This window comes from Staphylococcus sp. Marseille-Q5304, from assembly GCF_943737015.1.
In the GTDB taxonomy this organism is placed as follows: Bacteria; Bacillota; Bacilli; order Staphylococcales; family Staphylococcaceae; genus Staphylococcus; species Staphylococcus hsinchuensis.
The window spans coordinates 1-24,954 of record NZ_CALSFP010000004.1 but is presented as its reverse complement, the minus strand read 5'-3'; the positions used below and the strand labels follow the sequence as shown (position 1 = coordinate 24,954).

General features: G+C 31.4%; 22 protein-coding genes, 1 tRNA gene and 4 pseudogenes. 10 read left to right on the top strand and 17 right to left on the bottom strand.

Annotation, left to right across the window (positions count from 1 at the left end; translation table 11 throughout):
* Window positions 1-60: 60 nt before the first annotated feature.
* From NGI30_RS11195 to NGI30_RS11180, 3 genes and pseudogenes are all read right to left on the bottom strand, one after another.
* Window positions 61-408 carry an ArsR/SmtB family transcription factor gene (locus NGI30_RS11195; RefSeq protein ID WP_000119677.1) on the bottom strand — a complete coding sequence of 116 codons (348 nt, stop codon included), beginning with the start codon at window positions 406-408 and terminating at the stop codon, window positions 61-63.
* 18 nt (window positions 409-426) lie between these two features.
* Entirely contained in the window at window positions 427-1,044 is a 618-nt protein-coding gene (locus NGI30_RS11190; protein WP_251944102.1) for a CadD family cadmium resistance transporter, read from the bottom strand.
* Window positions 1,045-1,290: 246 nt separating this feature from the next.
* Window positions 1,291-2,470: pseudogene (locus NGI30_RS11180) on the bottom strand (MobA/MobL family protein); the annotation flags it as partial.
* Window positions 2,471-2,516: 46 nt separating this feature from the next.
* On the opposite strand from NGI30_RS11180, the pseudogene NGI30_RS11175 reads away from it, so the two are divergent.
* A pseudogene (locus NGI30_RS11175) lies at window positions 2,517-2,618 on the top strand (IS6 family transposase); the annotation flags it as partial.
* A gap of 60 nt (window positions 2,619-2,678) precedes the next feature.
* Here NGI30_RS11175 and NGI30_RS11170 read toward each other — a convergent pair.
* Complete coding sequence (locus tag NGI30_RS11170; RefSeq protein WP_206141015.1) at window positions 2,679-3,353, bottom strand: IS6-like element IS257 family transposase; 675 nt, start codon at window positions 3,351-3,353, stop codon at window positions 2,679-2,681.
* Window positions 3,354-3,809: 456 nt separating this feature from the next.
* Between NGI30_RS11170 and putP the strand changes: the two genes are divergently transcribed.
* The 3 genes and pseudogenes from putP to NGI30_RS11155 all read left to right on the top strand — a co-directional run.
* Window positions 3,810-5,348 (top strand): sodium/proline symporter PutP, encoded by a 1,539-nt coding sequence (gene putP / locus NGI30_RS11165; RefSeq protein WP_206141016.1) that lies wholly within the window; start codon window positions 3,810-3,812, stop codon window positions 5,346-5,348.
* 202 nt (window positions 5,349-5,550) lie between these two features.
* On the top strand, window positions 5,551-6,225 hold the full coding sequence (locus NGI30_RS11160) for an IS6-like element IS257 family transposase (protein WP_206141015.1): 675 nt from the start codon (window positions 5,551-5,553) through the stop codon (window positions 6,223-6,225).
* A gap of 63 nt (window positions 6,226-6,288) precedes the next feature.
* Window positions 6,289-6,600 (top strand): annotated as a pseudogene (locus NGI30_RS11155) (replication initiation protein); the annotation flags it as partial.
* An 887-nt stretch (window positions 6,601-7,487) separates the two neighbouring features.
* Here NGI30_RS11155 and NGI30_RS11150 read toward each other — a convergent pair.
* The 3 genes from NGI30_RS11150 to NGI30_RS11140 are packed head-to-tail and all read right to left on the bottom strand — an operon-like array spanning window position 7,488 to window position 9,865.
* Complete coding sequence (locus NGI30_RS11150; protein WP_001836860.1) at window positions 7,488-7,931, bottom strand: MFS transporter; 444 nt, start codon at window positions 7,929-7,931, stop codon at window positions 7,488-7,490.
* A gap of 55 nt (window positions 7,932-7,986) precedes the next feature.
* On the bottom strand, window positions 7,987-8,400 hold the full coding sequence (locus NGI30_RS11145) for a universal stress protein (protein ID WP_001836859.1): 414 nt from the start codon (window positions 8,398-8,400) through the stop codon (window positions 7,987-7,989).
* A gap of 13 nt (window positions 8,401-8,413) precedes the next feature.
* Window positions 8,414-9,865 (bottom strand): SulP family inorganic anion transporter, encoded by a 1,452-nt coding sequence (locus NGI30_RS11140; RefSeq protein WP_049428074.1) that lies wholly within the window; start codon window positions 9,863-9,865, stop codon window positions 8,414-8,416.
* Between the two features lie 113 nt (window positions 9,866-9,978).
* Here NGI30_RS11140 and NGI30_RS11135 point away from each other — a divergent pair, with 113 nt between their 5' ends.
* From NGI30_RS11135 to NGI30_RS11115, 5 genes are all read left to right on the top strand, one after another.
* The gene (locus tag NGI30_RS11135; RefSeq protein WP_001836856.1) at window positions 9,979-10,521 is read left to right on the top strand and encodes a recombinase family protein; all 543 of its coding nucleotides are present in this window, start codon (window positions 9,979-9,981) and stop codon (window positions 10,519-10,521) included.
* A 13-nt stretch (window positions 10,522-10,534) separates the two neighbouring features.
* Window positions 10,535-10,789: a hypothetical protein gene (locus NGI30_RS11130; RefSeq protein ID WP_001836853.1), complete on the top strand. Its 255-nt coding sequence runs from the start codon at window positions 10,535-10,537 to the stop codon at window positions 10,787-10,789.
* 360 nt (window positions 10,790-11,149) lie between these two features.
* Window positions 11,150-11,533 (top strand): plasmid mobilization protein, encoded by a 384-nt coding sequence (locus NGI30_RS11125; RefSeq protein WP_251944098.1) that lies wholly within the window; start codon window positions 11,150-11,152, stop codon window positions 11,531-11,533.
* Window positions 11,534-11,710: 177 nt separating this feature from the next.
* On the top strand, window positions 11,711-12,718 hold the full coding sequence (locus tag NGI30_RS11120) for a relaxase/mobilization nuclease domain-containing protein (protein WP_338421167.1): 1,008 nt from the start codon (window positions 11,711-11,713) through the stop codon (window positions 12,716-12,718).
* A gap of 31 nt (window positions 12,719-12,749) precedes the next feature.
* Window positions 12,750-13,226 (top strand): mobilization protein, encoded by a 477-nt coding sequence (locus NGI30_RS11115; RefSeq protein ID WP_353505255.1) that lies wholly within the window; start codon window positions 12,750-12,752, stop codon window positions 13,224-13,226.
* A gap of 217 nt (window positions 13,227-13,443) precedes the next feature.
* On the opposite strand, the gene NGI30_RS11110 is transcribed toward NGI30_RS11115, so the two are convergent.
* On the bottom strand, window positions 13,444-14,688 hold the full coding sequence (locus NGI30_RS11110; RefSeq protein WP_238101203.1) for an aminoacyltransferase: 1,245 nt from the start codon (window positions 14,686-14,688) through the stop codon (window positions 13,444-13,446).
* Window positions 14,689-14,799: 111 nt separating this feature from the next.
* Between NGI30_RS11110 and NGI30_RS11105 the strand changes: the two are divergent.
* Window positions 14,800-15,274: pseudogene (locus tag NGI30_RS11105) on the top strand (DDE-type integrase/transposase/recombinase).
* A gap of 173 nt (window positions 15,275-15,447) precedes the next feature.
* Here the strand turns inward: NGI30_RS11105 and NGI30_RS11100 are convergent.
* The 9 genes from NGI30_RS11100 to NGI30_RS11060 all read right to left on the bottom strand — a co-directional run bounded on the left by NGI30_RS11100 (window position 15,448) and on the right by NGI30_RS11060 (window position 24,207).
* A tRNA-Lys gene (locus NGI30_RS11100) sits at window positions 15,448-15,539 on the bottom strand.
* A 356-nt stretch (window positions 15,540-15,895) separates the two neighbouring features.
* Window positions 15,896-16,570 carry an IS6 family transposase gene (locus NGI30_RS11095; protein WP_238101202.1) on the bottom strand — a complete coding sequence of 225 codons (675 nt, stop codon included), beginning with the start codon at window positions 16,568-16,570 and terminating at the stop codon, window positions 15,896-15,898.
* Window positions 16,571-16,887: 317 nt separating this feature from the next.
* Window positions 16,888-16,989: an SE2200 family small protein gene (locus tag NGI30_RS11090; RefSeq protein ID WP_238101201.1), complete on the bottom strand. Its 102-nt coding sequence runs from the start codon at window positions 16,987-16,989 to the stop codon at window positions 16,888-16,890.
* Window positions 16,990-17,023: 34 nt separating this feature from the next.
* Window positions 17,024-18,523, bottom strand: a complete 1,500-nt coding sequence (gene lqo, locus NGI30_RS11085) for an L-lactate dehydrogenase (quinone) (RefSeq protein ID WP_238101200.1) — start codon at window positions 18,521-18,523, stop codon at window positions 17,024-17,026.
* 132 nt (window positions 18,524-18,655) lie between these two features.
* Entirely contained in the window at window positions 18,656-20,260 is a 1,605-nt protein-coding gene (locus NGI30_RS11080; RefSeq protein WP_238101199.1) for an L-lactate permease, read from the bottom strand.
* Window positions 20,261-20,294: 34 nt separating this feature from the next.
* On the bottom strand, window positions 20,295-20,999 hold the full coding sequence (gene budA, locus NGI30_RS11075; RefSeq protein ID WP_238094345.1) for an acetolactate decarboxylase: 705 nt from the start codon (window positions 20,997-20,999) through the stop codon (window positions 20,295-20,297).
* Window positions 21,000-21,031: 32 nt separating this feature from the next.
* Window positions 21,032-22,696 (bottom strand): acetolactate synthase AlsS, encoded by a 1,665-nt coding sequence (gene alsS, locus NGI30_RS11070; protein WP_009385214.1) that lies wholly within the window; start codon window positions 22,694-22,696, stop codon window positions 21,032-21,034.
* Window positions 22,697-22,858: 162 nt separating this feature from the next.
* Window positions 22,859-23,185 carry a hypothetical protein gene (locus NGI30_RS11065; RefSeq protein WP_251944096.1) on the bottom strand — a complete coding sequence of 109 codons (327 nt, stop codon included), beginning with the start codon at window positions 23,183-23,185 and terminating at the stop codon, window positions 22,859-22,861.
* A gap of 29 nt (window positions 23,186-23,214) precedes the next feature.
* Entirely contained in the window at window positions 23,215-24,207 is a 993-nt protein-coding gene (locus NGI30_RS11060; protein ID WP_002471380.1) for a replication initiator protein A, read from the bottom strand.
* Between the last annotated feature and the right edge of the window lie 747 nt (window positions 24,208-24,954).

The window sequence follows — 24,954 nt, the reverse complement described above, 5'->3', positions numbered from 1 at the left end:
TTAAAAAAGAACGTTATTTCTATATAGTATCAAGACAAGAAGAAACTCGTTTCACTCGTTTCAAAAACCCTCCTGATTTTTAGAGAAAAACTCTCTTATTTCATCGTCTTTAATAAAATAATATGCCATCTTTCCCTCTTTATAAAAATCAAGTACATCATTTTTATATAAAAGTCTTAAATGATGTGAAGTTGAAGCAACACTCATTTTCAATATCAAAGAAATATCACAAACACACAACTCATCTTCTTTAATCAAAGATAATATGATTTTCAATTTCTTCTCATCACAAATTTTTTCTAAAATGTTAAGTAATTTCTTAGATTTATCATCTTCTAAAAAACTTAAAGCATTGTTAACTTTATCCTCATGTACACAGATCACATCACAAGCATTTTCATAACTCATATAAAATCACAACCTAAATTAAAATATAAATCCTAAAATTGTTTGAATAGTGTCATTTTCAATAATAATAAATAAACCTAAAGCTATATAAATAACAGCCATAATCCAACGACTAAATTTCTCAACAATTTCTCCAACTCCTGGAATATTAGCTAATTTTTGTGCAGTAAATACCAAGAAGAAAATTAAAATTAAAAAGACAAACAAAGTAATTAATAAATTAGTAACACTTAATGTCACAAAATACGGAACAAATAAACCGATATTATCAGCACCACAACTTGCTATGGTAATAATTGCAATCGTACCAACTAGTTTAGACAATCCTTTTTCATTCAATTCTTTTTTAGCTCTCTCTTCTCCGTCACTATCACCATAAATAGCCACTTTAATTCCTAAATAAATCGGTATTAACCCTAATAATCCTAATATCCATTTTTCAGGAACATAATTTAAGACAAAGGCAAAGAATAAACTTATGACAATCAATGTCACAGATCCTACATATTGACCAATATAAATATCGCGATATTCTTTCCTAGTCTTTGCTCTAGCAAAGAACATTAATAAAATCACTAATAAGTCTAATGCTGTCACAATATAAAGAATAGCAGCAGTTACAATAGTCTGAATCATAATTACACCTCATTCAAAAATATTTTTGAATATATTATAACTTATTTTTTTTAATAATCATAGGTGCTTTATTCCAATTGCTTTATTGACGTTGAGCCTCGGAACTTTTAACAAACTCAAAAAATAGTCGAATGGTTGGCATATAATCATGAATTTTAAATGTTTTCTTTAAACCAAAGTTAATGTATCACATTGGTTCACTTTCTTATTACTAAAGAATGGACTTTGTATCATTTCAGCGGCCTGCTATCTTCTTATTTGGTTATTTCTATCTTGTTTCTTCTTCTTTTTCTTATGATTAATATTGTTTTGTTTTTCAGTTTCATTCGCATAATACATAAGGAAGTCACTAGCGTTTATCGTTGGTAAATGAATATGATTAGATTGTTCATTTTCATGTTCATTATGATTGTCATGATCATTTCTATCCACTTGATTAATATGTTTTTTGATAACTTCTTTTTGATCGACATTGTTATATTTTTCAAGTTTGATAAGTAATTGAACTTTCTCATTAGGGGTTTGGTCTTTGATTTTTTCAAAGTTTTTATCGCCTATATCTATTCTTAAATCATCATCAATATGTTCTTTATAACTATCAATTTTTTTCTTTTTCCTTAATAAATTGCAACTCAACGTTATATTCAAAGGTATTTTTTTCTAAATTTTTGAGATATCTTTGACTAAAGAAAATATCTTTACTCGCTTTTTTATAAGTATTTTCTAGCAATATATCATTAGGAATATTGTTATTTTGTTTAAATTGATATTGAACATGAGTTGCTTTTATAAAGTTACCTTTTTGTGCCTCATCAACAATAAATGCTTTCTCATCATTACTAAATTGTTTATGAGATTTAGGGTACATTTGCTGAACAATTATATTATTTTTCTCACTTTCAGTTAAATAAACATCTTTAGCTGATTGATAAATTTCTTTACGTTTTTCTTCTCTACTTTCTAATTTATTCTTTTCATTGAGTAATTCTTTATAGTTAGATTTAACAGTATTAATAAACTCTTGTTGACTATATCCTTTAGTTTCAATATCTCTTCTAAATTGATAATTAGTATCATAATTGTCAGCATAAAATTCTAATTGACGTCTCTTAATTTCATTTTTAAGTAAGTCATTTTGAATTTTACGACCAAAGGTAGACGCACTATCAAACGTATTTTTTAGTGTTTCTTTCGCCTCTATATAGCCAACATCACGTTGATATCTATTAAATAAAATAGAATAACTATGTTCATTTTTGCTTACTTGATCATTAGCGTTTTGAACAAGTAATCTAATTTCATTTTGTGCTTGTTCTTTCTCTTTATCGTTATATACTTCTGATAATTCGCCACGATTATATTGTCTAATCTGTTCATTTTTCTGTCCGTAATAAGTAATGGGTTGATACTCAATACGGTTCTGTTGCAAAGTTGAATTTATAGTATAATTTTAACAAAAAGGAGTCTTCTGTATGAACTATTTCAGATATAAACAATTTAACAAGGATGTTATCACTGTAGCCGTTGGCTACTATCTAAGATATGCATTGAGTTATCGTGATATATCTGAAATATGGTTCTGTTGCAAAGTAAAAAAATATAGCTAACCACTAATCTATCATGTTAGTGTTCGCTTAACTTGCTAGCATGATGCTAATTTCGTGGGATGGCGAAAATCCGTAGATCTGAAGAGACCTTCGGTTCTTTTTATATAGAGCGTAAATACATTCAATACCTTTTAAAGTATTCTTTGCTGTATTGATACTTTGATACCTTGTCTTTCTTACTTTAATATGACGGTGATCTTGCTCAATGAGGTTATTCAGATATTTCGATGTACAATGACAGTCAGGTTTAAGTTTAAAAGCTTTAATTACTTTAGCCATTGCTACCTTCGTTGAAGGTGCCTGATCTGTAATTACCTTTTGAGGTTTACCAAATTGTTTAATGAGACGTTTGATAAACGCATATGCTGAATGATTATCTCGTTGCTTACGCAACCAAATATCTAATGTATGTCCCTCTGCATCAATGGCACGATATAAATAGCTCCATTTTCCTTTTATTTTGATGTACGTCTCATCAATACGCCATTTGTAATAAGCTTTTTTATGCTTTTTCTTCCAAATTTGATACAAAATTGGGGCATATTCTTGAACCCAACGGTAGACCGTTGAATGATGAACGTTTACACCACGTTCACTTAATATTTCAGATATATCACGATAACTCAATGCATATCTTAGATAGTAGCCAACGGCTACAGTGATAACATCCTTGTTAAATTGTTTATATCTGAAATAGTTCATACAGAAGACTCCTTTTTGTTAAAATTATACTATAAATTCAACTTTGCAACAGAACCGACCCAATCCTATCATCAATACTTATAAATAATGAGTTGATTGTTCGTCAAAATGGGTGGGATTCCGGGATTTCCTTGTTACACCAACGTTTATCACGGGTTTTTATATAGAATTTTCTCATATTGTCAACGGGATTCTTAATAAATGACAAATCAAATATATCGATTTATATGTTACTCAAATATAGTATATTTATTTTTATTATCGTTATATACAAAATCAATGAATATTATATACTAAAAATTAATATTAAAAATATAGTCACTGCTACATAAATATAGTATTTACAATTAATAAGATTCATTAAATACCAAAAATTAAAATTTATCCTTTAAATAACTCTTGTTTTTTGTATAATTATTGTATGTAACAAAAATAAATATAAGGGAGTTATTTAATATGTTTGTTTTAGCTACATCTTTATCAAGCCAAGTGAATCTTGACTGGCGGACATATATCATGCTTGCAGTATATTTTCTAATTTTACTTGTTATTGGATATTATGGTTATAAGCAGGCAACCGGAGATTTAAGAGAATATATGCTTGGTGGAAGAAATATAGGACCTTACGTCACTGCATTATCTGCTGGAGCTTCAGATATGAGTGGTTGGATGATTATGGGGTTACCTGGAGAGGTTTATACAACAGGTTTATCAGCAGCTTGGTTAGCTATTGGGTTAACTATCGGAGCTTATGTTAACTACATACTTGTAGCACCAAGACTTCGTGTGTACACTGAAAAAGCGAATGACTCAATCACATTACCTAACTATTTTACACATCGCCTTAATGATAATTCTAATATTATTAAAATTATCTCTGGTGGTATTATTGTTGTATTCTTTACACTATATACTCACTCGGGTATGGTTTCAGGTGGTAAATTATTTAATAGTGCGTTTGGTCTAGATTATCATACTGGTCTTATTGTAGTTTCGGTGATTGTTATTGCTTATACATTCTTTGGGGGGTATTTAGCAGTATCATTAACTGACTTCTTTCAAGGTGTAGTTATGTTAATTGCGATGGTTATGGTACCTATTGTAGCCATGATGCAGCTCGGAGGGATTGATGCTTTTTCTCAAGCAGCAAATTTAAAACCGACTAATTTAGATTTATTTAAAGGGACCACTATTGTGGGAATTATTTCTTTCTTTGCTTGGGGATTAGGTTACTTTGGTCAACCGCATATTATAGTACGATTCATGTCAATCAAATCCGTTAGTCAATTAAAAACTGCTAGAAGATTTGGTATTAGTTGGATGGCTATTAGTTTAATAGGTGCTGTATGTGTAGGGTTGATAGGTATTGCTTTTGTTCAAGATAGAGGAGTTAAATTAAATGATCCAGAAACACTTTTTATTTTAATGGGCCAAATTTTATTCCATCCATTGGTTGGTGGTTTCCTTCTTGCAGCAATTTTAGCAGCTATTATGAGCACAATCTCCTCACAACTACTTGTTACTTCTAGTTCACTTACAGAGGATTTCTATAAATTAATTAGAGGCGAAGAAGCTGCAAAAAAACATAAAAAAGAGTTTTTATTAGTAGGTCGATTATCTGTTCTTATTATAGCAATTATATCTATTATAATCGCATGGACTCCAAATGATACTATACTTAATCTTGTTGGTAATGCATGGGCTGGATTTGGTGCTGCATTTGGTCCACTGGTATTACTATCTCTCTATTGGAAGGGATTAAGTCGTACAGGAGCTATTTTTGGTATGATATCAGGATCAGTTGTAGTCATTATTTGGATTGTTTTTGTGAAACCATTAGGAGAACATATTGATTTCTTTAATTTATATGAAATTATTCCTGGATTTTTAACAAGTTTAATTGTGACTTATATCGTAAGTCTTATAACTAAAAAACCGGATAGAGATGTTGAAAAAGAATTAGAAGAAGTTAAAAAACTTGTGAAAGAAAAATAACACTTTATCACTTAAAGAGGTAGAACAAGAAATTGTGGTTCTATCTCTTATTTTTTTATTTACAAATTTCATTTTATTGAAGTATATAGTTTTTATCAATTTCAATAACACTTATCTAATATGGTAGCAAATCGCATTATCTATCTGGTTCTGTTGCAAAGTTGAATTTATAGTATAATTTTAACAAAAAGGAGTCTTCTGTATGAACTATTTCAGATATAAACAATTTAACAAGGATGTTATCACTGTAGCCGTTGGCTACTATCTAAGATATGCATTGAGTTATCGTGATATATCTGAAATATTAAGTGAACGTGGTGTAAACGTTCATCATTCAACGGTCTACCGTTGGGTTCAAGAATATGCCCCAATTTTGTATCAAATTTGGAAGAAAAAGCATAAAAAAGCTTATTACAAATGGCGTATTGATGAGACGTACATCAAAATAAAAGGAAAATGGAGCTATTTATATCGTGCCATTGATGCAGAGGGACATACATTAGATATTTGGTTGCGTAAGCAACGAGATAATCATTCAGCATATGCGTTTATCAAACGTCTCATTAAACAATTTGGTAAACCTCAAAAGGTAATTACAGATCAGGCACCTTCAACGAAGGTAGCAATGGCTAAAGTAATTAAAGCTTTTAAACTTAAACCTGACTGTCATTGTACATCGAAATATCTGAATAACCTCATTGAGCAAGATCACCGTCATATTAAAGTAAGAAAGACAAGGTATCAAAGTATCAATACAGCAAAGAATACTTTAAAAGGTATTGAATGTATTTACGCTCTATATAAAAAGAACCGAAGGTCTCTTCAGATCTACGGATTTTCGCCATCCCACGAAATTAGCATCATGCTAGCAAGTTAAGCGAACACTAACATGATAGATTAGTGGTTAGCTATATTTTTTTACTTTGCAACAGAACCATTTGTTTTAACACCTATTATTAAAGAACTATCTCAGATTTTCAATAATCTACATATCAATAAAATTAAAGCGAAAAAAGGGCGTAAAATAGAATGGTTAGAGTTTACGTTTGACGCTGAGAAACGCATTCACAATAAACGACAACCACAAATGGCGAATATAGGTAAGTCACGACAATATATTAGTCGTGAAAAAACGCCAAAATGGTTGGAAGAACGCACATATGAAAAACCAATACAAAATGAGTATGATCCGCAATTAGAAAAAGAACGAGAGGCATTTTTAAAACAACTTGAAGTGGATTGGGAAGAATAGAAAAGATTATAAAACGAAAGAGTTAATTGAATAGTATATATCATCATGATATTATATAAGTAACAAGTGAAGTATGGTTCGCCATATGCAAAACCCCACTGCCGACCAAAGCAAAGTGGGGTTTTTTATTTATCTTTTTAGGTTATCTGTAATGTAGTTCGCAACTACACCAGCGATAACAGATAAGATAAATGTTCCAACAAGTGAAAGTATCGTTAACGCCATATGCACACCTCCTCTCTTGCACGGAAGTGCTTTTTTAGTATAACAAAATTCCTTTGTACTGTAAGATTTCGCATGATATGTATGCAGGCATACAATATACATACATACAATATGCGCGCATATTGTATGTAACATCTAAGTACGATATATCAATTCCAGGTAAACTCGTATACGCATGAATAATGATTTGTGTAGTTTACACTTGTGTAAATGACACAAGTGTAAACTGAATAAAGATACAAAATTTTATTTAATGAAAATGCATGAAAACGTGTGGTTAAGGGTATGTATAAAAGTTGTATAACCTATAATCCGGACATAAAGGCACAAACACTGATATGACGGTGTTTGTGCCTTTTGGTTTAGTTAACATAATAAAGTGTTATAGGTAGTAGATTTGTATAACATATCCATTCTTATAAAGAGGTTTATCTATATATTGTTATACTAAAATATGATTAGTATTGGTTAATAACCATATCTGTATAGTCTTCTTCTTTTATTATTCGAATTTGATTATTACTCGATTCATGCTCTACTCCCCATACTTTCGACCGTTTAAAAATCAACAAATCACAAAAAACCAATAATATTAGAATACATATTCCTTTGCAAAACTTCATAACATCTCCCCTTAAATACCATTCTTTCTATGGTATATTTTAATAATTTTTAACTGGCTTTTTAGCCAATAATGCACAAACTAAACCAATAATGGGGAAAATAATCATCATATAAATAGTTAATGAATAGGATTGGAAAATATCATGACCTAGGCCTAATGGTAATGGTCCTAAAGAGGAACCAATCACTAGCATAGTTGATCCAATTCCATTTATACTCCCTACATGCTTACGTCCAAAGTAGTTAGCCCAAACAATATTGGTTCCAATTCTTTCTAGACCGTTCGCAATTCCCCATATGATTCCAAATAGAATAGCTAAAGAATATATTGAGGAAACTTCTGTACGGCTCCATCCAAATGTTTGAATATATTCATCAATAAATGCTGCGTTTGAATAAGTTTGGCCAGGGCCAGAGAAGAAAACTGTCAAACCAGCAATAAATACAATAACCCAACCATAATAGAAATTTTTGGTTTTCATCTAATATTCACCTCTAAAATAAAACTCAATCCTTTCACGGATTGAGTTAGACAGACTATTTTACAATAACAACGGGAATTTCTGAACGTTTTGCTACTTTGTGACTGACGCTACCTAACACCATTTCTTGCAAACTATTTAATCCACGTGTTCCCAAAACAATAGCCTGAAATTCTCCACTATTTGCAACTGAAACAACTGTGTCCGCAGGAACACCATGTGCAATTTTCATTTCATATTTCACATTATGCTCTACAAATAACTCAGTGATATGAGAGAGTTTGTCTTCTCTTTCATTCGTCAAACTGGAACTTTGTTTACCATGTAAAACATCTGTTTTCGACTCCTCAACATCTACAACTGTAAGAATAGTAACAACAGTATTATCATCTATAAAATTTAAAACTTCTTTTGCTGAACGCAAACTATTTTCTGACCCATCTGCTGCTAATAAAATTGATTTATACATAAATAACGCTCCTTTAGTTTAAATGATTTTCATTTAGTTGGCTTAACTCTGAAACAATTTTACGACTATCTGAATTTAATTTTTCTACACGAACAATATTATTTTTTTCTTCGAATTTTCGTACTATCGTGTCAATTGCATCGACTGCAGAATCATCCCATAAGTGTGCATTATTGAAGTTTAATTCTATGGTACTATTTTTAATATCGAAGTTAATTTGATCCATCATAGAGTCAATAGAAACAAAGAAGATTTGTCCTTTAAAAGATAATCGATTTATTTTACCGAATTCTTCAGAAATTACTTCTACTTTTGAAATTTTAGTAGCAAAGAATAAAGCGCTGAAAACGACCCCTGCAACAACACCTATAGCTAAGTTATGAGTCATTAAAACGATAATCATCGTAATGAGCATAACAACTGCATCTGTTTTCGGTGCTTTTTTAATATATTTAAAAGAATTCCAATCAAATGTACCAACAGAAACCATAACCATAATACCTGCTAAAATTGGCATTGGAACCTGCACTACGAGTCCTCCAAGTACAATAATCATAAATATAAGTACGATACCGGCTGTAAATGTAGACAATCTACTGTTTGCTCCTGATTTAACATTGATGACCGATTGACCAATCATGGCACAACCACCCATACCACCAAATAAACCGGTGATCATGTTAGCGATACCTTGACCACGTGACTCTCTATTTTTACTACTATAAGTATCTGTAGCATCATCTACAATTTTAGCTGTAAGTAAGCTTTCTACTAAACCTACAATAGCCATAGATAAAGAGTAAGGGAAAATAATTTGAAGTGTTTCTAAATTAAAGGGCACATTAGGGATTAAAAAGTGAGGTAAAGCTTGTTTAATATTCCCTAAATCTCCGACAGTTCTCACGTCAGAACCTGTATACATATAAAGGGCAGTCAACACGATAATAGCTATTAATGGTGCAGGTATAGCTTTAAAAAATCTTGGAATTATATATACAATGAGTAACGTGATAATTACATATATATATGTTGAAATTGATATTCCAAAGATATGTTCTATTTGAGACATAAAAATCATTATTCCTAGGGCATTTACAAACCCAATCATGACGGAATGAGGTATAAATTTCATTAGACGACCAACTTTAAGTAGTCCTAAAATTAATTGGATTAACCCCATTAGTATAGTAGCAGCTAGAAGATACTCTACACCGTAATCTTTCACAAGTGGAACAATTAATAAGGCAATAGCCCCTGTTGCAGCTGATATCATTGCTGGTCTGCCACCTACAATAGCAGTAACCACAGCAATAATGAACGAAGCATATAAACCAACCATTGGATCTACACCTGCAATAATTGAAAATGCAATAGCTTCAGGGATTAAAGCTAAAGCAACTACAATACCGGCAAGTATATTTTTTCCTGGCTGGTTAAGCCATTCATTTTTTAATTTTTCAACCATAACTTACTCTCCTTTTTATTTAATTATATTGTAAAGTATAACAGAAAAGTTTCATATGTATACCCGTTAATGAAACTTTATGTTACACTTCACCTACAGGGTGGTGCAATTAAATGAAATACGGTTATATTAGACCCGTTACAATAAACGACAATTTAAATGAACAAAAAAAGAAAATAGAAAATCATACAAATGAAATTGTTGAAGAAATTCATGCTAATAATAAGAAGAGGAATATATTAGATGTTCTTTTAAATGAAAAATTAGTTTCTGGAGATATGTTATACGTTACGGATTTATGTATTCTTGCAGATTCTACGAAACATTTAGTAGATATATTAGATTATCTTTCTCAGGAGGATATATCTTTATATGTTATTAATTTAAATCGTTATATTTATAAAGACATCAAAGGTGAATTTATAGAAATATTACATGATATCACAGACTTCCAAAGTGACATTGTCAAATTTAGAACTCGTTTAGGTTTAGAAAATTATGCAAAAGAAGGAAAAAACTTAGGAAGACCCAAAAGAAACGACAAAAATCTTAGTGATGCTATTGAAATGTATATGAGTAAAAAATACACTTTAAATGAGATAAAAGAACAGACAAATATAAGTAGAGCAACTTTGTATCGTCATCTAGATAAATAAGAGGTGATGAACGTTGTTAAAACAAGATTTAATGTATAGTGTACTGTTATCGATTAAAGAAGGAGAAAGTGTAGATTTTAAAACCTTAAATGTGAGTGAAAAAACTTTTTTATTAGCACTCGAGAGTATAGCGAGACAAGATTTAGCTGAAAATGTAGAATTGTTTTATAATAAATGTTTTCCGATTTGTGGGACAACACGATACGCAGAGTTAACAGAAAAAGGACATAAAAATATTTCTGAATATCAAATAGAATATAAGTATTAATAACTGTAAAAATTTGATTAAAACATAGAAAAAAAGAATATTTAATACGCATAACACCTTAATAAATAATCTTTGCTTTTCAGAACTTCATTTATGAGCAACCATATTTTTGGTTGCTGGTGTTTTGATTTTGAATTTGGTTTTGAACTATGAGTGGCTAGCATTTTGCCACTCATTTTTTGCGTTAGCAAAAACATAAAGGGTATGGGATATAATCCCATCAAGTACGGCGTTCTAGAACGAAGTGGATAGCAAAGCCAGTGCTTGCCAAACCACTTAACGACTTGATGAATTTTACTTTATCCTATAAAGTAAAATGTAAGAAAGGCGTTATCTTTCGAAGAAAGCGTGGTGGGAATAATGAGCGAACAAAACACATTTGTGGCTAGCGACGAAACTGTTGGGCAAAACCGTAAACCCAACCGTAAGGCGCCGAAACAAATCAGTTTTCGTGTGAGCGAATCCGAATATTTAAAGTTACAACAATCAGCTGAAACTTTAAATATGAGTGTGCCTGCGTTCGTTAAGAAAAAGGCACAAGGCGCTCGATTGGTCGCACCCAAATTGGATCAAGCAACGCGACAATCGGTAGCGAAAGATTTGAGTATGTTGGGCGCAAATACCAATCAGATTGCGAAATATTGCAACCAACATCAACATGAAGCACCGAACTATAAAGCATTAGAACGTAATATCAGCGAATTACGTGAAAGGTTAGATGAGGTATGGAACAAACTAAATTAAGAAGATTGCTATTTAGCATTTGGATTTTAACTGTTATATCTTTAATGATTTTAACTTTATTTTTTAATTTTTCATTCCTAAAACAATGGTGGTTTATCACCATCTGTTTCTTATTTTGTGTTTTCGGTGGCCTTTTAATTGATCATTTTATTCCTAAACAAAAAAAGCGTGATACCAATGGCAACAACTAAAATAAGTGCAACGAAATCAACGTCACGTGCCATCAATTACGCTGAAAAACGGGCTGAAGAAAAAAGTGGCTTAAACTGCGACATAGACTATGCCAAAAGTAGTTTTAAAGCCTCACGTGAACTCTATGGTAAAACAGGGGGTAATGAAGGCCATGTCATTATTCAGTCATTCAAACCAGGCGAAGTAACCCCAGAACAATGTAATCAATTAGGCTTAGCATTAGCTAAAAAATTCGCAACCAATCATCAAGTGGCTGTTTATACACATTGTGATACTGATCACATACATAATCATATTGTGATTAATGCCGTTAATCTTGAAACAGGTAAAAAGTTCAATAACAACAAGCAAGCCTTACGTGATTTAAGAGACTTTAATGACGACGTATGTCGTGAACATGGCTTAAGCGTGCCAGAAAAAGATACAGCACGCTTACGTTATACACAAACAGAAAAAGCGATTGCTGACCCTAATACAAAATCAACCGCCCAATATTCATGGAAAGATGAAATACGTGAAGCAATCGACCAATCAACAGCTACAAGTATGGATGAATTCAAAGACCATTTAAGTCAATATGACATTGAAATTGCACGCGTTACACCTAAGAGCATTACCTATCGACATCTAGCTGAAGATAAAAAAGTCCGTGGTCGTCGATTAGGCGAAGATTATAACAAAGGGGGTATAGAAGATGGCTTTGAAAGACAAATACAACGACAACAGCAAGGACGAGAAGATGACAAAGACATCCAGCCAAAACGACCAACTTCAAACCGTGATGAACCAGCTCAACGAGATACAGGCGTCACTCAATCAGATTGGGATAAATTCGCCCAAGACACAAATGAGCTTGAGCGTCGCCGACAAGCTGCAGAGTCAGCAAGACTTGCTCATGAAAAGGCTCGAAGAGATCGAGAAGAGAGAGAACGAGCGAAACAAGCGTCACGAACAATTATTAACGACGATCGAGACCACGGCCTCGAACTTTAATCAAGCAACCCAAACCAATGAAAAACGGTTTGTGAGTGCAGCGAGACATTATGTGCAACGGATTGATACCGATAATTTAAAACAAGATTTCGAACAAGCGATACAAAAAGAACTTAATGACGTAAAAACGGAAACACAAAATGTGGTTGAAGAAGTGAAAAATAATCAATCAGCACTTCAACAATCGAATAGAGACTATAAAAAAACGATAGATGAGCGCATTAAAAACAACGAAACAGCTGTTAAACAATATGACCAAATCATCAATAAGTTAACCAAAGGTCTTACAGCAATGTTTTTCATTGTTGCTTTAGTCATGATCGCATTTTTAGTCTTAAGTCCATTAGGTGACTGGTTAGGCGTACATCATTTTTATGAGTGGCTCAATCATGTACTTAAAACTGGCCATTCCGCATGGCGTTATTTGATTGTTGTACTCTATCTTGTGCCTTATGCCTTCTTTGGATTATTTATATATGCCATTTTAAAGGCGTATGAGCGACTTTAATTATATTGCTTATTAAAAGAACCCAATCATAAAATATGATTGGGTTCTTTTTGTTTTTTGAATTTTGTAGGGCAAACTGCATCGAACTTTTTAATAGCTTTTTAGCGACCTGTTGAGCCTCAGAACGATAACGGATTGGGAATGAAAAAGATCGTTTTGTAAATCATGTCACTTATAATCTTTTACATCTATTATGTATAAAAGTATTACAATCAATTTATTTATTCAAAATTTGATAAATTTTATAAAACAATGGATGTATAGGTTTAATAAAATCTCCAATATATTCTTCAACATGTGCACCAAATCCCTTTTTAAACTGTTGTACTCCATAATCATCAGCATCTTTACTAAAGTCTCCTGTAATTCCATAAAAATTATATCTTGGAATCTGATGATCTAGTGCAAATTGGATCATATCCCATTGTAATGCGTATGCTCCTTTAAATTGGTAAAAATTAGGGTTTGAACCGCTCGAAAGATAGTAAACTTCATCTTTATTATATATATATAAAGCAGCTGCTAAATCTAAAATATTACCTTCTCTATCAATTAAACTTTGTGCTTCTTTAACTTTCTTTTTATTACTTTGAAGTTTTTGTTCTAATTGTTTATGTTGAGATTTACTCTTCTTAGAATTCGGATTTTCTTTGAGCTTATCTTTTATCATTTCCATTGATTTATTTAATTTTACCTTTGTAATTTCAAGTTTTTTCAAATAATTTTGTAAGTTAATATAAGATAATTTAACCATTGAATTTTGTGGATACATTACTTGAGCTTCTTTAAAAAATTTATAAGGATTCGATCTATACTTAAAATTATGTCTTTCTTCAGCCATTTTAAACAAACGATAAAACCGTTGTGTTTCAGATATATCTAATGTAATTGTTTCAACTCCCATTTCTAAGGATTTCTTGATATTACGTCGTGTTTGATATTCCATATCTTTCCATATAGTCTCTTTACTTTTATCTTTTAAATTCAATACAGACAACCAACGAATCTGACTTTTTTGAGAATAACCGACTGTATACCCTTGATGTTTATATCCTAATTTTGAAAGTTGATATATTAAATTTGTATTATTAAAGGAATGTAGTATTTCTCCATCTGTATTTCTGATATTTTCTAAAATATACGGATCCAATGATGCAAATAATGTTCTGTGTTTTTTTAAATATTTAGTTAATCCTTTAAAAAAGCAATCAACAAGTATTTTATTATTATAGTCAAGAACCGGCCCCTTATGAGAATAAAAATATTTAAATATTTTTAACGCTCTTGCTTCAGATAGTAAACAAGCACCTATGACCTCATCATTGTCTTTAACTCCAACCAAGTGAACATCATTATTTTCATTTTTACGAAATCGATATTGATCTATAGATTGTGTGAAATGTACTGGTCTACTATGGATAAAATCTTCATATTCTTTTTCTGTCAAAGTTGTAAAATACATATAATTGTCCTCCTAGTTTCTGTTGCAAAGTTAAATTTATAGTATAATTTTAACAAAAAAGGAGTCTTCTGTATGAACTATTTCAGATATAAATAATTTAACAAGGATGTTATCACTGTAGCCGTCGGCTACTATTTAAGATATGCATTGAGTTATCGTGATATATCTGAAATATTAAGGGAACGTGGTGTAAACGTTCATCGATGCAGAGGGACATACATTAGATATTTGGCTGCGTAAGCAACGAGATAATCATTCAGCATATGCGTTTATCAAATATCTCATTAAACAATTTGGTCAACCTCAAAAGGTAATTACAGATTAGGCACCTTCAATGTCTAAAGTAATTAAAGCTTTTAAACTTAAACCTGACTGTCATTGTACATCGAAATATCTGAATAACCTCATTGAGCAAGATCACCGTCATCTTAAAGTAAGAAAGACAAGGTATCAAAGTATCAATACGGCAAAGAATACTTTAAAAGGTATTGAATGTATTTACGCTCTATATAAAAAGAACCGCAGGTCTCTTCAGATCTACGTATTTTCGCCATGCCACGAAATTAGCATCATGCTGGCAAGTTAAGCGAACACTGACATGATAAATTAGTGATTAGCCATATTTTTTATTTTGCAGTAGAACCTTGAAGAGTATATTGGTGATTTTATCAAACCTTTCAAACCTCTTTTATTCAAATTTTTTATACTTAAAAATAAAATATAAAAACACTCCAGTTATATAACTGGAGTGTTTTTTAGCGGAAGGAGAAGGATTCGAACCAACGCGAGCAAAAAGCTCCTAATTAATATTAAATATTAATCCCCTTATAGCCAGACTTGGGTATCCTTCCATACAAATACTATATAATGATAACATCTATATAATATTAAGTCAATACAAAACGGCTGGGTTTTTAGGACCCAGCCGTTTTGTATTATTTTATAGTTTCTTATAAACTTCCTAAAGGATTATTATTTTTATTCCACCTAAAACTAAAATTTTCGCGTGATAATCCAATATCCTTATTTTTTCATTTTAAAGGGGTATTTAGAGTATGCTCTAAAATTATATCTTTAGTACCTACAAATCTTTTTTTCGCCTCTCAAAATAAGAAGAAACTCGTTTCCAAAACCTAAAAAACATTAGGTTCTGTTGCAAAGTCAGAAAAAATATAACTAATTATCATTTTAACATGGTAGTATTCTCTTAACTGGCCAACATGTGATTAATTTCGTAGCACGGCGAAAATCCGTAGATCTGAAGAGACCTACGGTTCTTTTTATATAGACCATAAATACATTCAATACCTTTGAGTGTATTCTTTGCCGTATTGACGCTTTGATATCTCGTCTTTCTCACTTTAATATGACGGTGATCCTGCTCAATGAGGTTATTAAGATATTTAGATGTACAATGACAGTCGGGATTAAGTTTAAAATCTTTAATCAACTTAGACATTGCCACCTTCGTCGAAGGTGCCTGGTCTGTAATTATCATTTGAGGTTTACCAAATTGTTTAATAAGTCGCTTAATAAACGCATATGCTGAATGATTATCTCGTTTCTTACGTAACCAAATATCCAATGTATGACCATCTGCATCAATGGCACGATATAAATAGCTCCATTTCCCTTTTATTTTGATGTACGTCTCATCAATACGCCATTTGTAATAGGCTTTTTTATGTTTTTTCTTCCAAATTTGATACAAAATCGGAGCATATTCTTGAACCCAACGGTAGACCGTTGAATGATGAACGTTGACACCACGTTCTCTTAGTATTTCAGATATATCACGATAACTCAGCCCGTATCTTAGATAGTAGCCAACGGCTACAGTGATGACGTCCTTGTTAAATTGTTTATATCTGAAATAGTTCATATAGCATGCTCCTTTTTGTTAAAATTATACTATAAACTCAACTTTGCAACAGAACCAAAAGACCTATACAAATATTCAAAAATTAACCACAATAGACTATACTTTTCAATACATGTACAAATTAACTTTTTTCAATCAAAAAAGCCGAGAAATCCCTTGGTTTTCTCGGCTTTTCCTTCTGTTTTATAGAATCTAATTGTGATAACTGAGTAAAATAACAAATAAAAACAACACAAACTAAATGTTAAACTAAAATAATATATTTTAGTTATACTTGATATTTCTCTCTATTACACAATATACACTAAATGTTTTTATTAATATTCGATATTAGGCACCTTATTAACATGAGCTTGATAACGTTTTAATCCCAAAAAAACAACAGTAATAACTACTAAAATTGTTAATATCTTATTCATAACAATCCTCCTATATCTCAACTTACGCTATAAATTATTTACTACTCGTATAATAATTTAATTCTAAATCTTTTGATGTCTGTTGACGGATTTTTTTCATTAATGCAGTATCATTAATGAGTGATTTACCATAAGATGGAATCATTTTTTGTATTTTAGGCATCCATTCAGATTCATATTCAGGGAAGTTTTTCTCAAGTACTTCTAGAGCTACAGATACTGAAGTTGATGCTCCTGGAGACTCTCCTAATAAAGCTATTACCGAATGATCTTCAGAATTAACAACTTCTGTACCAAATTGAATAAATCCTTTACCATATTCAGGAGTATCTTTAATCACTTGTACACGTTTGCCTGCAGTGTATAACTGCCAATCTTCATCACGTGCTTCTGGATAAAATGTACGTAAATGATTCATACAACCTTCTTTAGTCATTAATATTTGATCAAATGAATATTTGATTAAAGGTAGGTTTTTAGCAGCAGCAGATAATAATGTTGTAATATTATATGGTTTGACTGATTTAAATAAATCAAGATTAGAACCATTTTTTAAGAATTTAGGACCCACACTAGCGAATGGACCAAATAATAATGTACGTTCACCATCAATATATCGAGTATCCAAGTGAGGTACTGTCATAGGTGGTGTTCCAGGTGGTTCTTTACCATAAACTTTGGCATCATGTTGGGCTATAATGTCTGGGTTAGTACAAATTAAAAATTGCCCTGTAATAGGGAATCCGCCCAAATGTTTACTTTCTGGAATTCCAGTTTTTTGTAATAGTGGAATAGCACCACCACCAGCACCAATAAATACATAATCAGCAAGTTCAGTTTGAATATCACCACTGTTACGTTGACGCACTTTAACTTCCCATTTACCATCTTTTCGATGGTTAAAGTCTATTACTTCATGATTATATTGAACATTGGCATTAGGATGTTGTTCAATATTTTTAGCCATTTTACGAGTAAGCTCTCCAAAGTTAACGTCTGTACCTTCGTTAATCTTACTAGCAGCCATAATATCACTTGAGCTATGACCCGCCATCATTAATGGAACCCATTTTCTCATCTCTTCAATATCTTCGGTATATTCAATATTGTCGAACATTGGAAAATCCTTCATAGCATGATAACGATCCTTTAAGAATTGAACGTTATTTTTACCTCTAACAAAACTAATGTGAGGTAATGGTTGAATAAATTCTTTAGGGTTAGAAATACTATTATTTTTAACTAAATGACCCCAAAATTGTTTTGAAATCTCAAACTGCTCATTAATTTCTTTTGCTTTTTCTATATCAATTGATCCATCAGGTTGTTTCACTGTATAGTTCAATTCACATAAAGCAGCATGACCAGTTCCAGCATTATGACGCTCATTTGAACTTTCGATACCAGGACGATCTAAACGTTCATATAGTTTTATATTCCAATTTGGTTCTAACTCTTTAAGCATAGAACTAAAAGTTGTGCTTAAAACACCAGCGCCAATAACAACAACTGTTTTTGACTCTTTTGTATTCATAATTGACTCCCTTCTTTTAAGTACGAATATTAGTGTAATACAAAATATACAGAAAATAAAATACTTAATTTTAATATGAACTATTCTTTTATGGAATAGCTACTTATTCTGTAATATTATTGCTATTTCTACTTAACTTATTAATAAGCTAAGTAGAAATGTCCAGATGCATACAAATACTAATAATCCTATACTAAAACGCATTGTCATTTTCATTAATTGCGACTCATTTCCTACTTCATTAACTGCAGCAGTAGCTATAGCTATAGATTGAGGTGATACAATTTTAGCCGTGACACCACCAGCAACATTAGCTGCTACAAGTAATGAGCCTTTCGCACCAATTTGCCCAGCAACAGAGGCTTGTATTGGAGCAAACAATGCATTGTTATTTACAACTGATCCAGTCATAAATACACCTATCCAACCTAAAACTGGTGATAATAGTGGAAATATAGGTCCAGCTTTAGCAATACCTTGGCCCATAGCACTACTTAATCCGCCATAAGTCATTACTTTAGATACAGCTAGGATAAAACATATTGTTAATACAGAAATCCATAGTTCTTTCACTGTTAATCCTAATAGTCTCCCAGCAATTTTAAAATTCATGTTATTTGCAATAATAATAGTCAAAATGGCTGTAATTAATATAGCTGTACCGGTTTGTGCAATAAAATTAAAAGTGAGTACATTTGGTGCGTGCGTTACGTCATTCATCGTACCAGGTACATTAAAATTAATTACAAGAGAGTGTAATAGTCCTTTCTTTTCAAATAATCCTTTAAAGAATGATGAACTCCATATAAGTACAATAACAGTTAAAATGATGAAAGGACTCCATGCATAAACAATATTTTTGAATGAATGTTTAGCTACACGTTTAGGTTCTTCATTTTGTTGTAATCTAAATATGTTTTTAGGTTGAAATTTACTAGAGAATAATGCTAGTGCAATCATAGCTGCCAATCCAGGTATAATATCTGCAAGTTCAGGACCTGCAAATGATGTTATAATCACTTGTAAAAACGTATAAGTTACAGAAACAACTAAAATAGATGGTAATATCTCTTTAATACCTCTGAATCCATCAATCATAAATATTAATAAGAAAGGCACAAAAAAGCTAATAAACCCTAAAGTTAAATTACCAATTAGTGCTACCTCGGTAGCAGAAACATCACCTGATAAATTTAACGTATCAATAATAGCTACTGGAATTCCTACTGCACCATAAGCCCCAGCAGCAGCATTGCCTACTAAACAATGCATAGCTGCCTCTAAGGGTTTGAATCCCAGCTGCGTAAGTAATACAGCGCATATAGCAATTGGTACACCAAATCCGGCTGCGCCTTCTAAAAATGCATTAAATACAAAACCAATTAGTAATAATTGAATACGTTGATCTTGTGAAATACTAGCTATACTGTCTTTAACAATATCAAATTGACCACTTTTGGTAGAAATTTTATACAACCATACGGCCATAATAACTATAAAACCAATGGGGATAATACCTTGATAGAAACCTTCAAATGTGGCTCCTCCAGCAATGTTCAAAGGTAATTTAAAAACTAATAATGCTACTAATATTGTTATAATCAAAGTTGTTAATGCAGCATAAAAACCTTTCATTTTAAATACTGTTAAACACAATAAGAAAAGAATGATTGGTATAGCAGCAACGATTGAGGATAACAATAAATTATGAAATGGATCAAATGAATGCACTAACATAACAATTTATACTCCTCTTTTAATTTTTAAGATACTATTCTGCTTCTCTAATTTCCTCTGCAATATCTTTATAATCAATATCCGTCTTATTAAAGATTTCATCATTGATTGGGAAATGTTGTTCGAATGTTTCGAAGTTCTGAATTTCAACCTTAGCATCTTCTATTTCAAAGTCTAGCACATGGCCGCCGAAGTTACGATCATCATTCGCAAAGTGTATATGAAATCCTGAAGATCCAATACCATGGAATAGTTCGGGCGTAAAGAAACCAACAACAGTTCCTTCAACATACGTTTCAGTTTGTTCGGGTTGTCTGCGTGCCGAATCAATTAATCGTGTATATGGCGGCTCTTGTCCAGGCATCATGCGAACGTGCATTTTTTTGAATACTCCAGAAATTTTAACAGCTGAAAACAAGTTTTCACTCATCATGTTTTCTTTAATTTCGTCAAAAACATCGTCAGATGATTTATCTTTAGTTTGGTATGTTGTATCTGCCTTGAATTTCGTCACTGTCGCATAAGGTGTTAATTCATCACCTTTTAATTCAATAAAATCTTTATGTTCATTAGCATGGTAAGCCTTACCATCCACAAATATCACTTCTCCATTCGATCCCGTTAAAGTCGCAATACCTAAATCTCCATGTTTTAATATTTCATTAATTGAGGCAGTACCTTTTAATAGTCCTGCCATCAATGTTCCTAATGTACCGTGTTGATATAAGATATTAGTCATAAAAGATTCACTCCTCAATTACTATTTGATTATTAATTAAATGCATCAGGCAACATATTGGTTGAAAGTTTCATATTATCTTTATAATTTACAGGTATATCAATGACTACAGGTCCTTGAATTTCATAACCTTTTTTAATCGCATTTTCTAATTCTTCTTGATTTGTTACACGCATTCCTTTTGCTCCAAAGGATTCTGCATATTTCACAAAATCAACTGAACCAAAGTCTACACCTGACGAACGTTCATATTTCATTTCTTCTTGGAATTCAACCATATTATATTTACCATCATTCCAAATTAATTGAATAATATTCAATTTTTTACGAACTGCTGTTTCTAAATCTTGTGATGAGAATAAGAAACCACCATCACCAGCAACTGAGACAACTTGTTTATTCGGTCTTACAAGCGCTGCTGAAATCGCCCATGGTAATGCGACACCTAACGTTTGCATACCATTACTGAATAATAAGTGTCTTGGATGATAACTTCTGAATTTACGTGCCATCCAAATATAATGACTTCCGACATCGACAGTTACCGTAGTATCGTCTGTTAAAACTTTTTGCATAGATTCGATAACTTCAATTGGATGTAATATTCCATCTTCATGTATTGCTTTAATACCTGTTTTATCAATAATGTATGATCTTAATTGTTCTAATTCATCTAGGTGCTGTTCATTAATAAATGGTTCATGCACTTTTTCTGAAATCATTTCGATTGTTCCAGAAATATTACCTATTAATTCTTTCACTGGTTGCATATTATTAGTGATTTCAGCTGGAACTTCATCAATATTGATAATTTTTGTATCTAATTCTTTATTCCAATTACTTGCTTCATATTCAATTGGATCATAACCGATTGTGATGACTAAATCACTTTTACGTAGTAATTCATCACCCACTTGATTACGGAATAATCCAACACGACCAAAGAAATGATTTTCAAGTTCTCGGCTAATAACACCGGCACCTTGGAATGTCTCTACAACTGGTAAATTTGTTTTTTCAACTAACTTACGAATTGCATTTGTTTCATCTACGCTGGAACTTCTCATACCCACTAGAAGAACAGGGAATGATGCATTTTTAATTGTTTCAATTACATCATTAATATCTTGATTACTTGGGACACCTAAATCTGGTTTTTGACATAATGATATGGCTTTAGATTCAACAGGTGAAGAAATCACATCTTGTGGAATGCTAACAAAACTGGCACCATTTTTACCTGAAGTTGCTGTTCTCATTGCATTTGTAATGACTTCTGATAAAGATTCAGGATCTTGTACCTCTACACTATATTTTGTAGATGATTTTAATAAGGCTGCATTATCAATGCTTTGATGTGTCAAACGTAATAAATCATTACGTTTGACTTGTCCACCTAACGCTAGTACAGGGTCGCCTTCTGAAGTTGCTGTTAATAATCCGGTTGTTAGATTACTCACGCCTGGACCACTTGTAACAAGAGCTACACCAGGTTTACCAGTTAATCTTCCTATACCTTGTGCCATCATTGCCGCATTTTGTTCGTGACGTGTAACAATCAATTCTGGACCATCATCTTCAAGTGCATTAAATAAATAATCAATTTTCGCTCCTGGAATACCAAATACATATTCCACACCATTATTTTTTAGAGTATCAATAACTATGTTAGCTGCATTATAATTTTTATTAGCCATTTACGTTCATTTCCTTTCAAGTTTCATATTACATGTCTAGGTTCTGTTGCAAAGTAAAATTAGTATACAATACTATGCAAATATAAAAAAATAAATGTTATTTTAACGATAAATCATTTATATATATTGATTGTTTTTGCATTTATTTGTATTTATATTACATTATTTTTCACTTTGCAACAGAACCGCAATACGTCTCTCGTATTTTCTAAAAAGATGGAAGAGCGTGTTATGTTTATCGACAAAAACAAAAGATCGATCTATATTTGACGTTGTTAAATAATGGTATTTACCTAAATCGATACCAATAATATGAGCTTTTTCTTGTTTTATATAATCGTTAATCGCTTTGATATGCTTATATTTACAGTTTTCTAGCTTTTCTGGAAAACGTCTATAATAGCTTAAATACCAATTCGGAACTTGAATGACCCTCATATCCTCTTTTGTCATGTGAGGTAAAAAACTTTTAACTAACGAAAAATTCATCGCCTATCATTCCCCTTTTTTCTTGTATTTTATGTTTTAAATACGTTGAGTGGACTGTTTTCAAAGTTTTTTCTACGCATATTCGTTGAGCGCATTTCTTCTAATTCGGACAAAATAGAGCGCATTAAATATCCTTGCATAGCTTCAACAGTTTCTTGTTTTTTAACCATTATACCTTTGAATCTTTTAAGTACTGTAAATAATTCATCATCCATATCTTCAAGCATATACACTTCACCATACATATCATTAAACGAACGCTTAGCTTTTAAAATAACTGATTTAATGATTTGTATTTCTTTAGCACTAAAGTTATTCATATATCTCTTTGTATCTTCGGGCATTTCCTGAAGTTCTAAATGTTTTAAAGCTTCTTCATCGGATTGTTGTTGTAAATGATTCGTATGATTTGGATGATTAGGTTTTGTAGCTTCTACATTTTCTTCTCTTACATCATTCATATCATTCGTATCACTAGAATCAGTATTACTAATATCAGTGTCATTAAGTTCAGTATCATTAGTGTGCGATTTTCGCATTTCTTGTTGTGCGATTTCAGCATTTCTAGAAATGCGATTTTCGCAATTCTTGAAATGCGAAAATCGCATTTCAGTGTCATGACAAGTCTCATCAATGTTTTCTTCTTGTTTTTTGATTTCATAAACGTCTTCTTTAGTAACTTCAGGATTCATTAAATATAATTTATTAGGTCGTCCTTGCCCACATCTTACTTGTTCTAAAAGATTATTTTTTGATAACTCTTTTTTAATTTTTGTTAATTTACCATCATGACAATTTAATATAGCTTTAAGTTTTTCATTTGTGAAAATGAAAAATATATCGCCATTATCATCAAACCAATTGTTCTTTATTGATAATTCTAATCTGTCTTTTAACAAAGCGTACGCAATTTTAGCATCATTACTTAATTGCATATATTTCTCATTAGTAAAAAACACTTTTGGCAGTTGATAAAATTTTTCTCTATATTGTTGTTGGATATTAAATCTTTCTTCAGTCATAATAAAAAACCTCTTTCCGTATTTTGATTTGGTAAGAGGTAATAAAACGCTTTTATATATATTTGTGTTTATTTACTAGTTTCAATACTTGCACTAAGTAACAATTCAGTATATAATACAGGTATCAAAACATTGTAGATAAATAAACGTGGGGAACGTTTTATTACCAAACATTTAAGGGCAACTACGACCAATAGTTGCTCTTTTTATTTTGTTATAAATTAATAATAACACTTATATACCTATAGAAACAATTTATTTTGTAACTTTTTATGAGTAACATGTTACATGTAACAAACAACACAAAGAATATATAAGAATGAATTAAGAACAATGAGATTATGTATAAGTTGAAAGAAACAAGTTTTGCAGTAACATGTTACATGTAACAAACAACACAAAGAATATATAAGAATGAATTAAGAACAACGAGATTATGTATAAGTTGAAAGAAACAAGTTTTTCAGTAACATGTTACATGTAACAAACAACACAAAGAATATATAAGAATGAATTAAGAACAATGAGATTATGTATAAGTTGAAAGAAACAAGTTTTGCAGTAACATGTTACATGTAACAAACAACACAAAGAATATATAAGAATGAATTAAGAACAACGAGATTATGTATAAGTTGAAAGAAACAAGTTTTTCAGTAACATGTTACATGTAACAAACAACACAAAGAATATATAAGAATGAATTAAGAACAACGAGATTATGTATAAGTTGAAAGAAACAAAGTT

Coding starts and splice junctions, on each gene's coding strand:
- NGI30_RS11195 (WP_000119677.1), bottom strand. CDS start 408: ATGAGTTATGAAAATGCTTGTGATGTGATCTGTGTACATGAGGATAAA.
- NGI30_RS11190 (WP_251944102.1), bottom strand. CDS start 1,044: ATGATTCAGACTATTGTAACTGCTGCTATTCTTTATATTGTGACAGCA.
- NGI30_RS11170 (WP_206141015.1), bottom strand. CDS start 3,353: ATGAACTATTTCAGATATAAACAATTTAACAAGGATGTTATCACTGTA.
- putP (WP_206141016.1), top strand. CDS start 3,810: ATGTTTGTTTTAGCTACATCTTTATCAAGCCAAGTGAATCTTGACTGG.
- NGI30_RS11160 (WP_206141015.1), top strand. CDS start 5,551: ATGAACTATTTCAGATATAAACAATTTAACAAGGATGTTATCACTGTA.
- NGI30_RS11150 (WP_001836860.1), bottom strand. CDS start 7,931: ATGAAAACCAAAAATTTCTATTATGGTTGGGTTATTGTATTTATTGCT.
- NGI30_RS11145 (WP_001836859.1), bottom strand. CDS start 8,400: ATGTATAAATCAATTTTATTAGCAGCAGATGGGTCAGAAAATAGTTTG.
- NGI30_RS11140 (WP_049428074.1), bottom strand. CDS start 9,865: ATGGTTGAAAAATTAAAAAATGAATGGCTTAACCAGCCAGGAAAAAAT.
- NGI30_RS11135 (WP_001836856.1), top strand. CDS start 9,979: ATGAAATACGGTTATATTAGACCCGTTACAATAAACGACAATTTAAAT.
- NGI30_RS11125 (WP_251944098.1), top strand. CDS start 11,150: ATGAGCGAACAAAACACATTTGTGGCTAGCGACGAAACTGTTGGGCAA.
- NGI30_RS11120 (WP_338421167.1), top strand. CDS start 11,711: ATGGCAACAACTAAAATAAGTGCAACGAAATCAACGTCACGTGCCATC.
- NGI30_RS11110 (WP_238101203.1), bottom strand. CDS start 14,688: ATGTATTTTACAACTTTGACAGAAAAAGAATATGAAGATTTTATCCAT.
- NGI30_RS11095 (WP_238101202.1), bottom strand. CDS start 16,570: ATGAACTATTTCAGATATAAACAATTTAACAAGGACGTCATCACTGTA.
- NGI30_RS11090 (WP_238101201.1), bottom strand. CDS start 16,989: ATGAATAAGATATTAACAATTTTAGTAGTTATTACTGTTGTTTTTTTG.
- lqo (WP_238101200.1), bottom strand. CDS start 18,523: ATGAATACAAAAGAGTCAAAAACAGTTGTTGTTATTGGCGCTGGTGTT.
- NGI30_RS11080 (WP_238101199.1), bottom strand. CDS start 20,260: ATGTTAGTGCATTCATTTGATCCATTTCATAATTTATTGTTATCCTCA.
- budA (WP_238094345.1), bottom strand. CDS start 20,999: ATGACTAATATCTTATATCAACACGGTACATTAGGAACATTGATGGCA.
- alsS (WP_009385214.1), bottom strand. CDS start 22,696: ATGGCTAATAAAAATTATAATGCAGCTAACATAGTTATTGATACTCTA.
- NGI30_RS11065 (WP_251944096.1), bottom strand. CDS start 23,185: ATGAATTTTTCGTTAGTTAAAAGTTTTTTACCTCACATGACAAAAGAG.
- NGI30_RS11060 (WP_002471380.1), bottom strand. CDS start 24,207: ATGACTGAAGAAAGATTTAATATCCAACAACAATATAGAGAAAAATTT.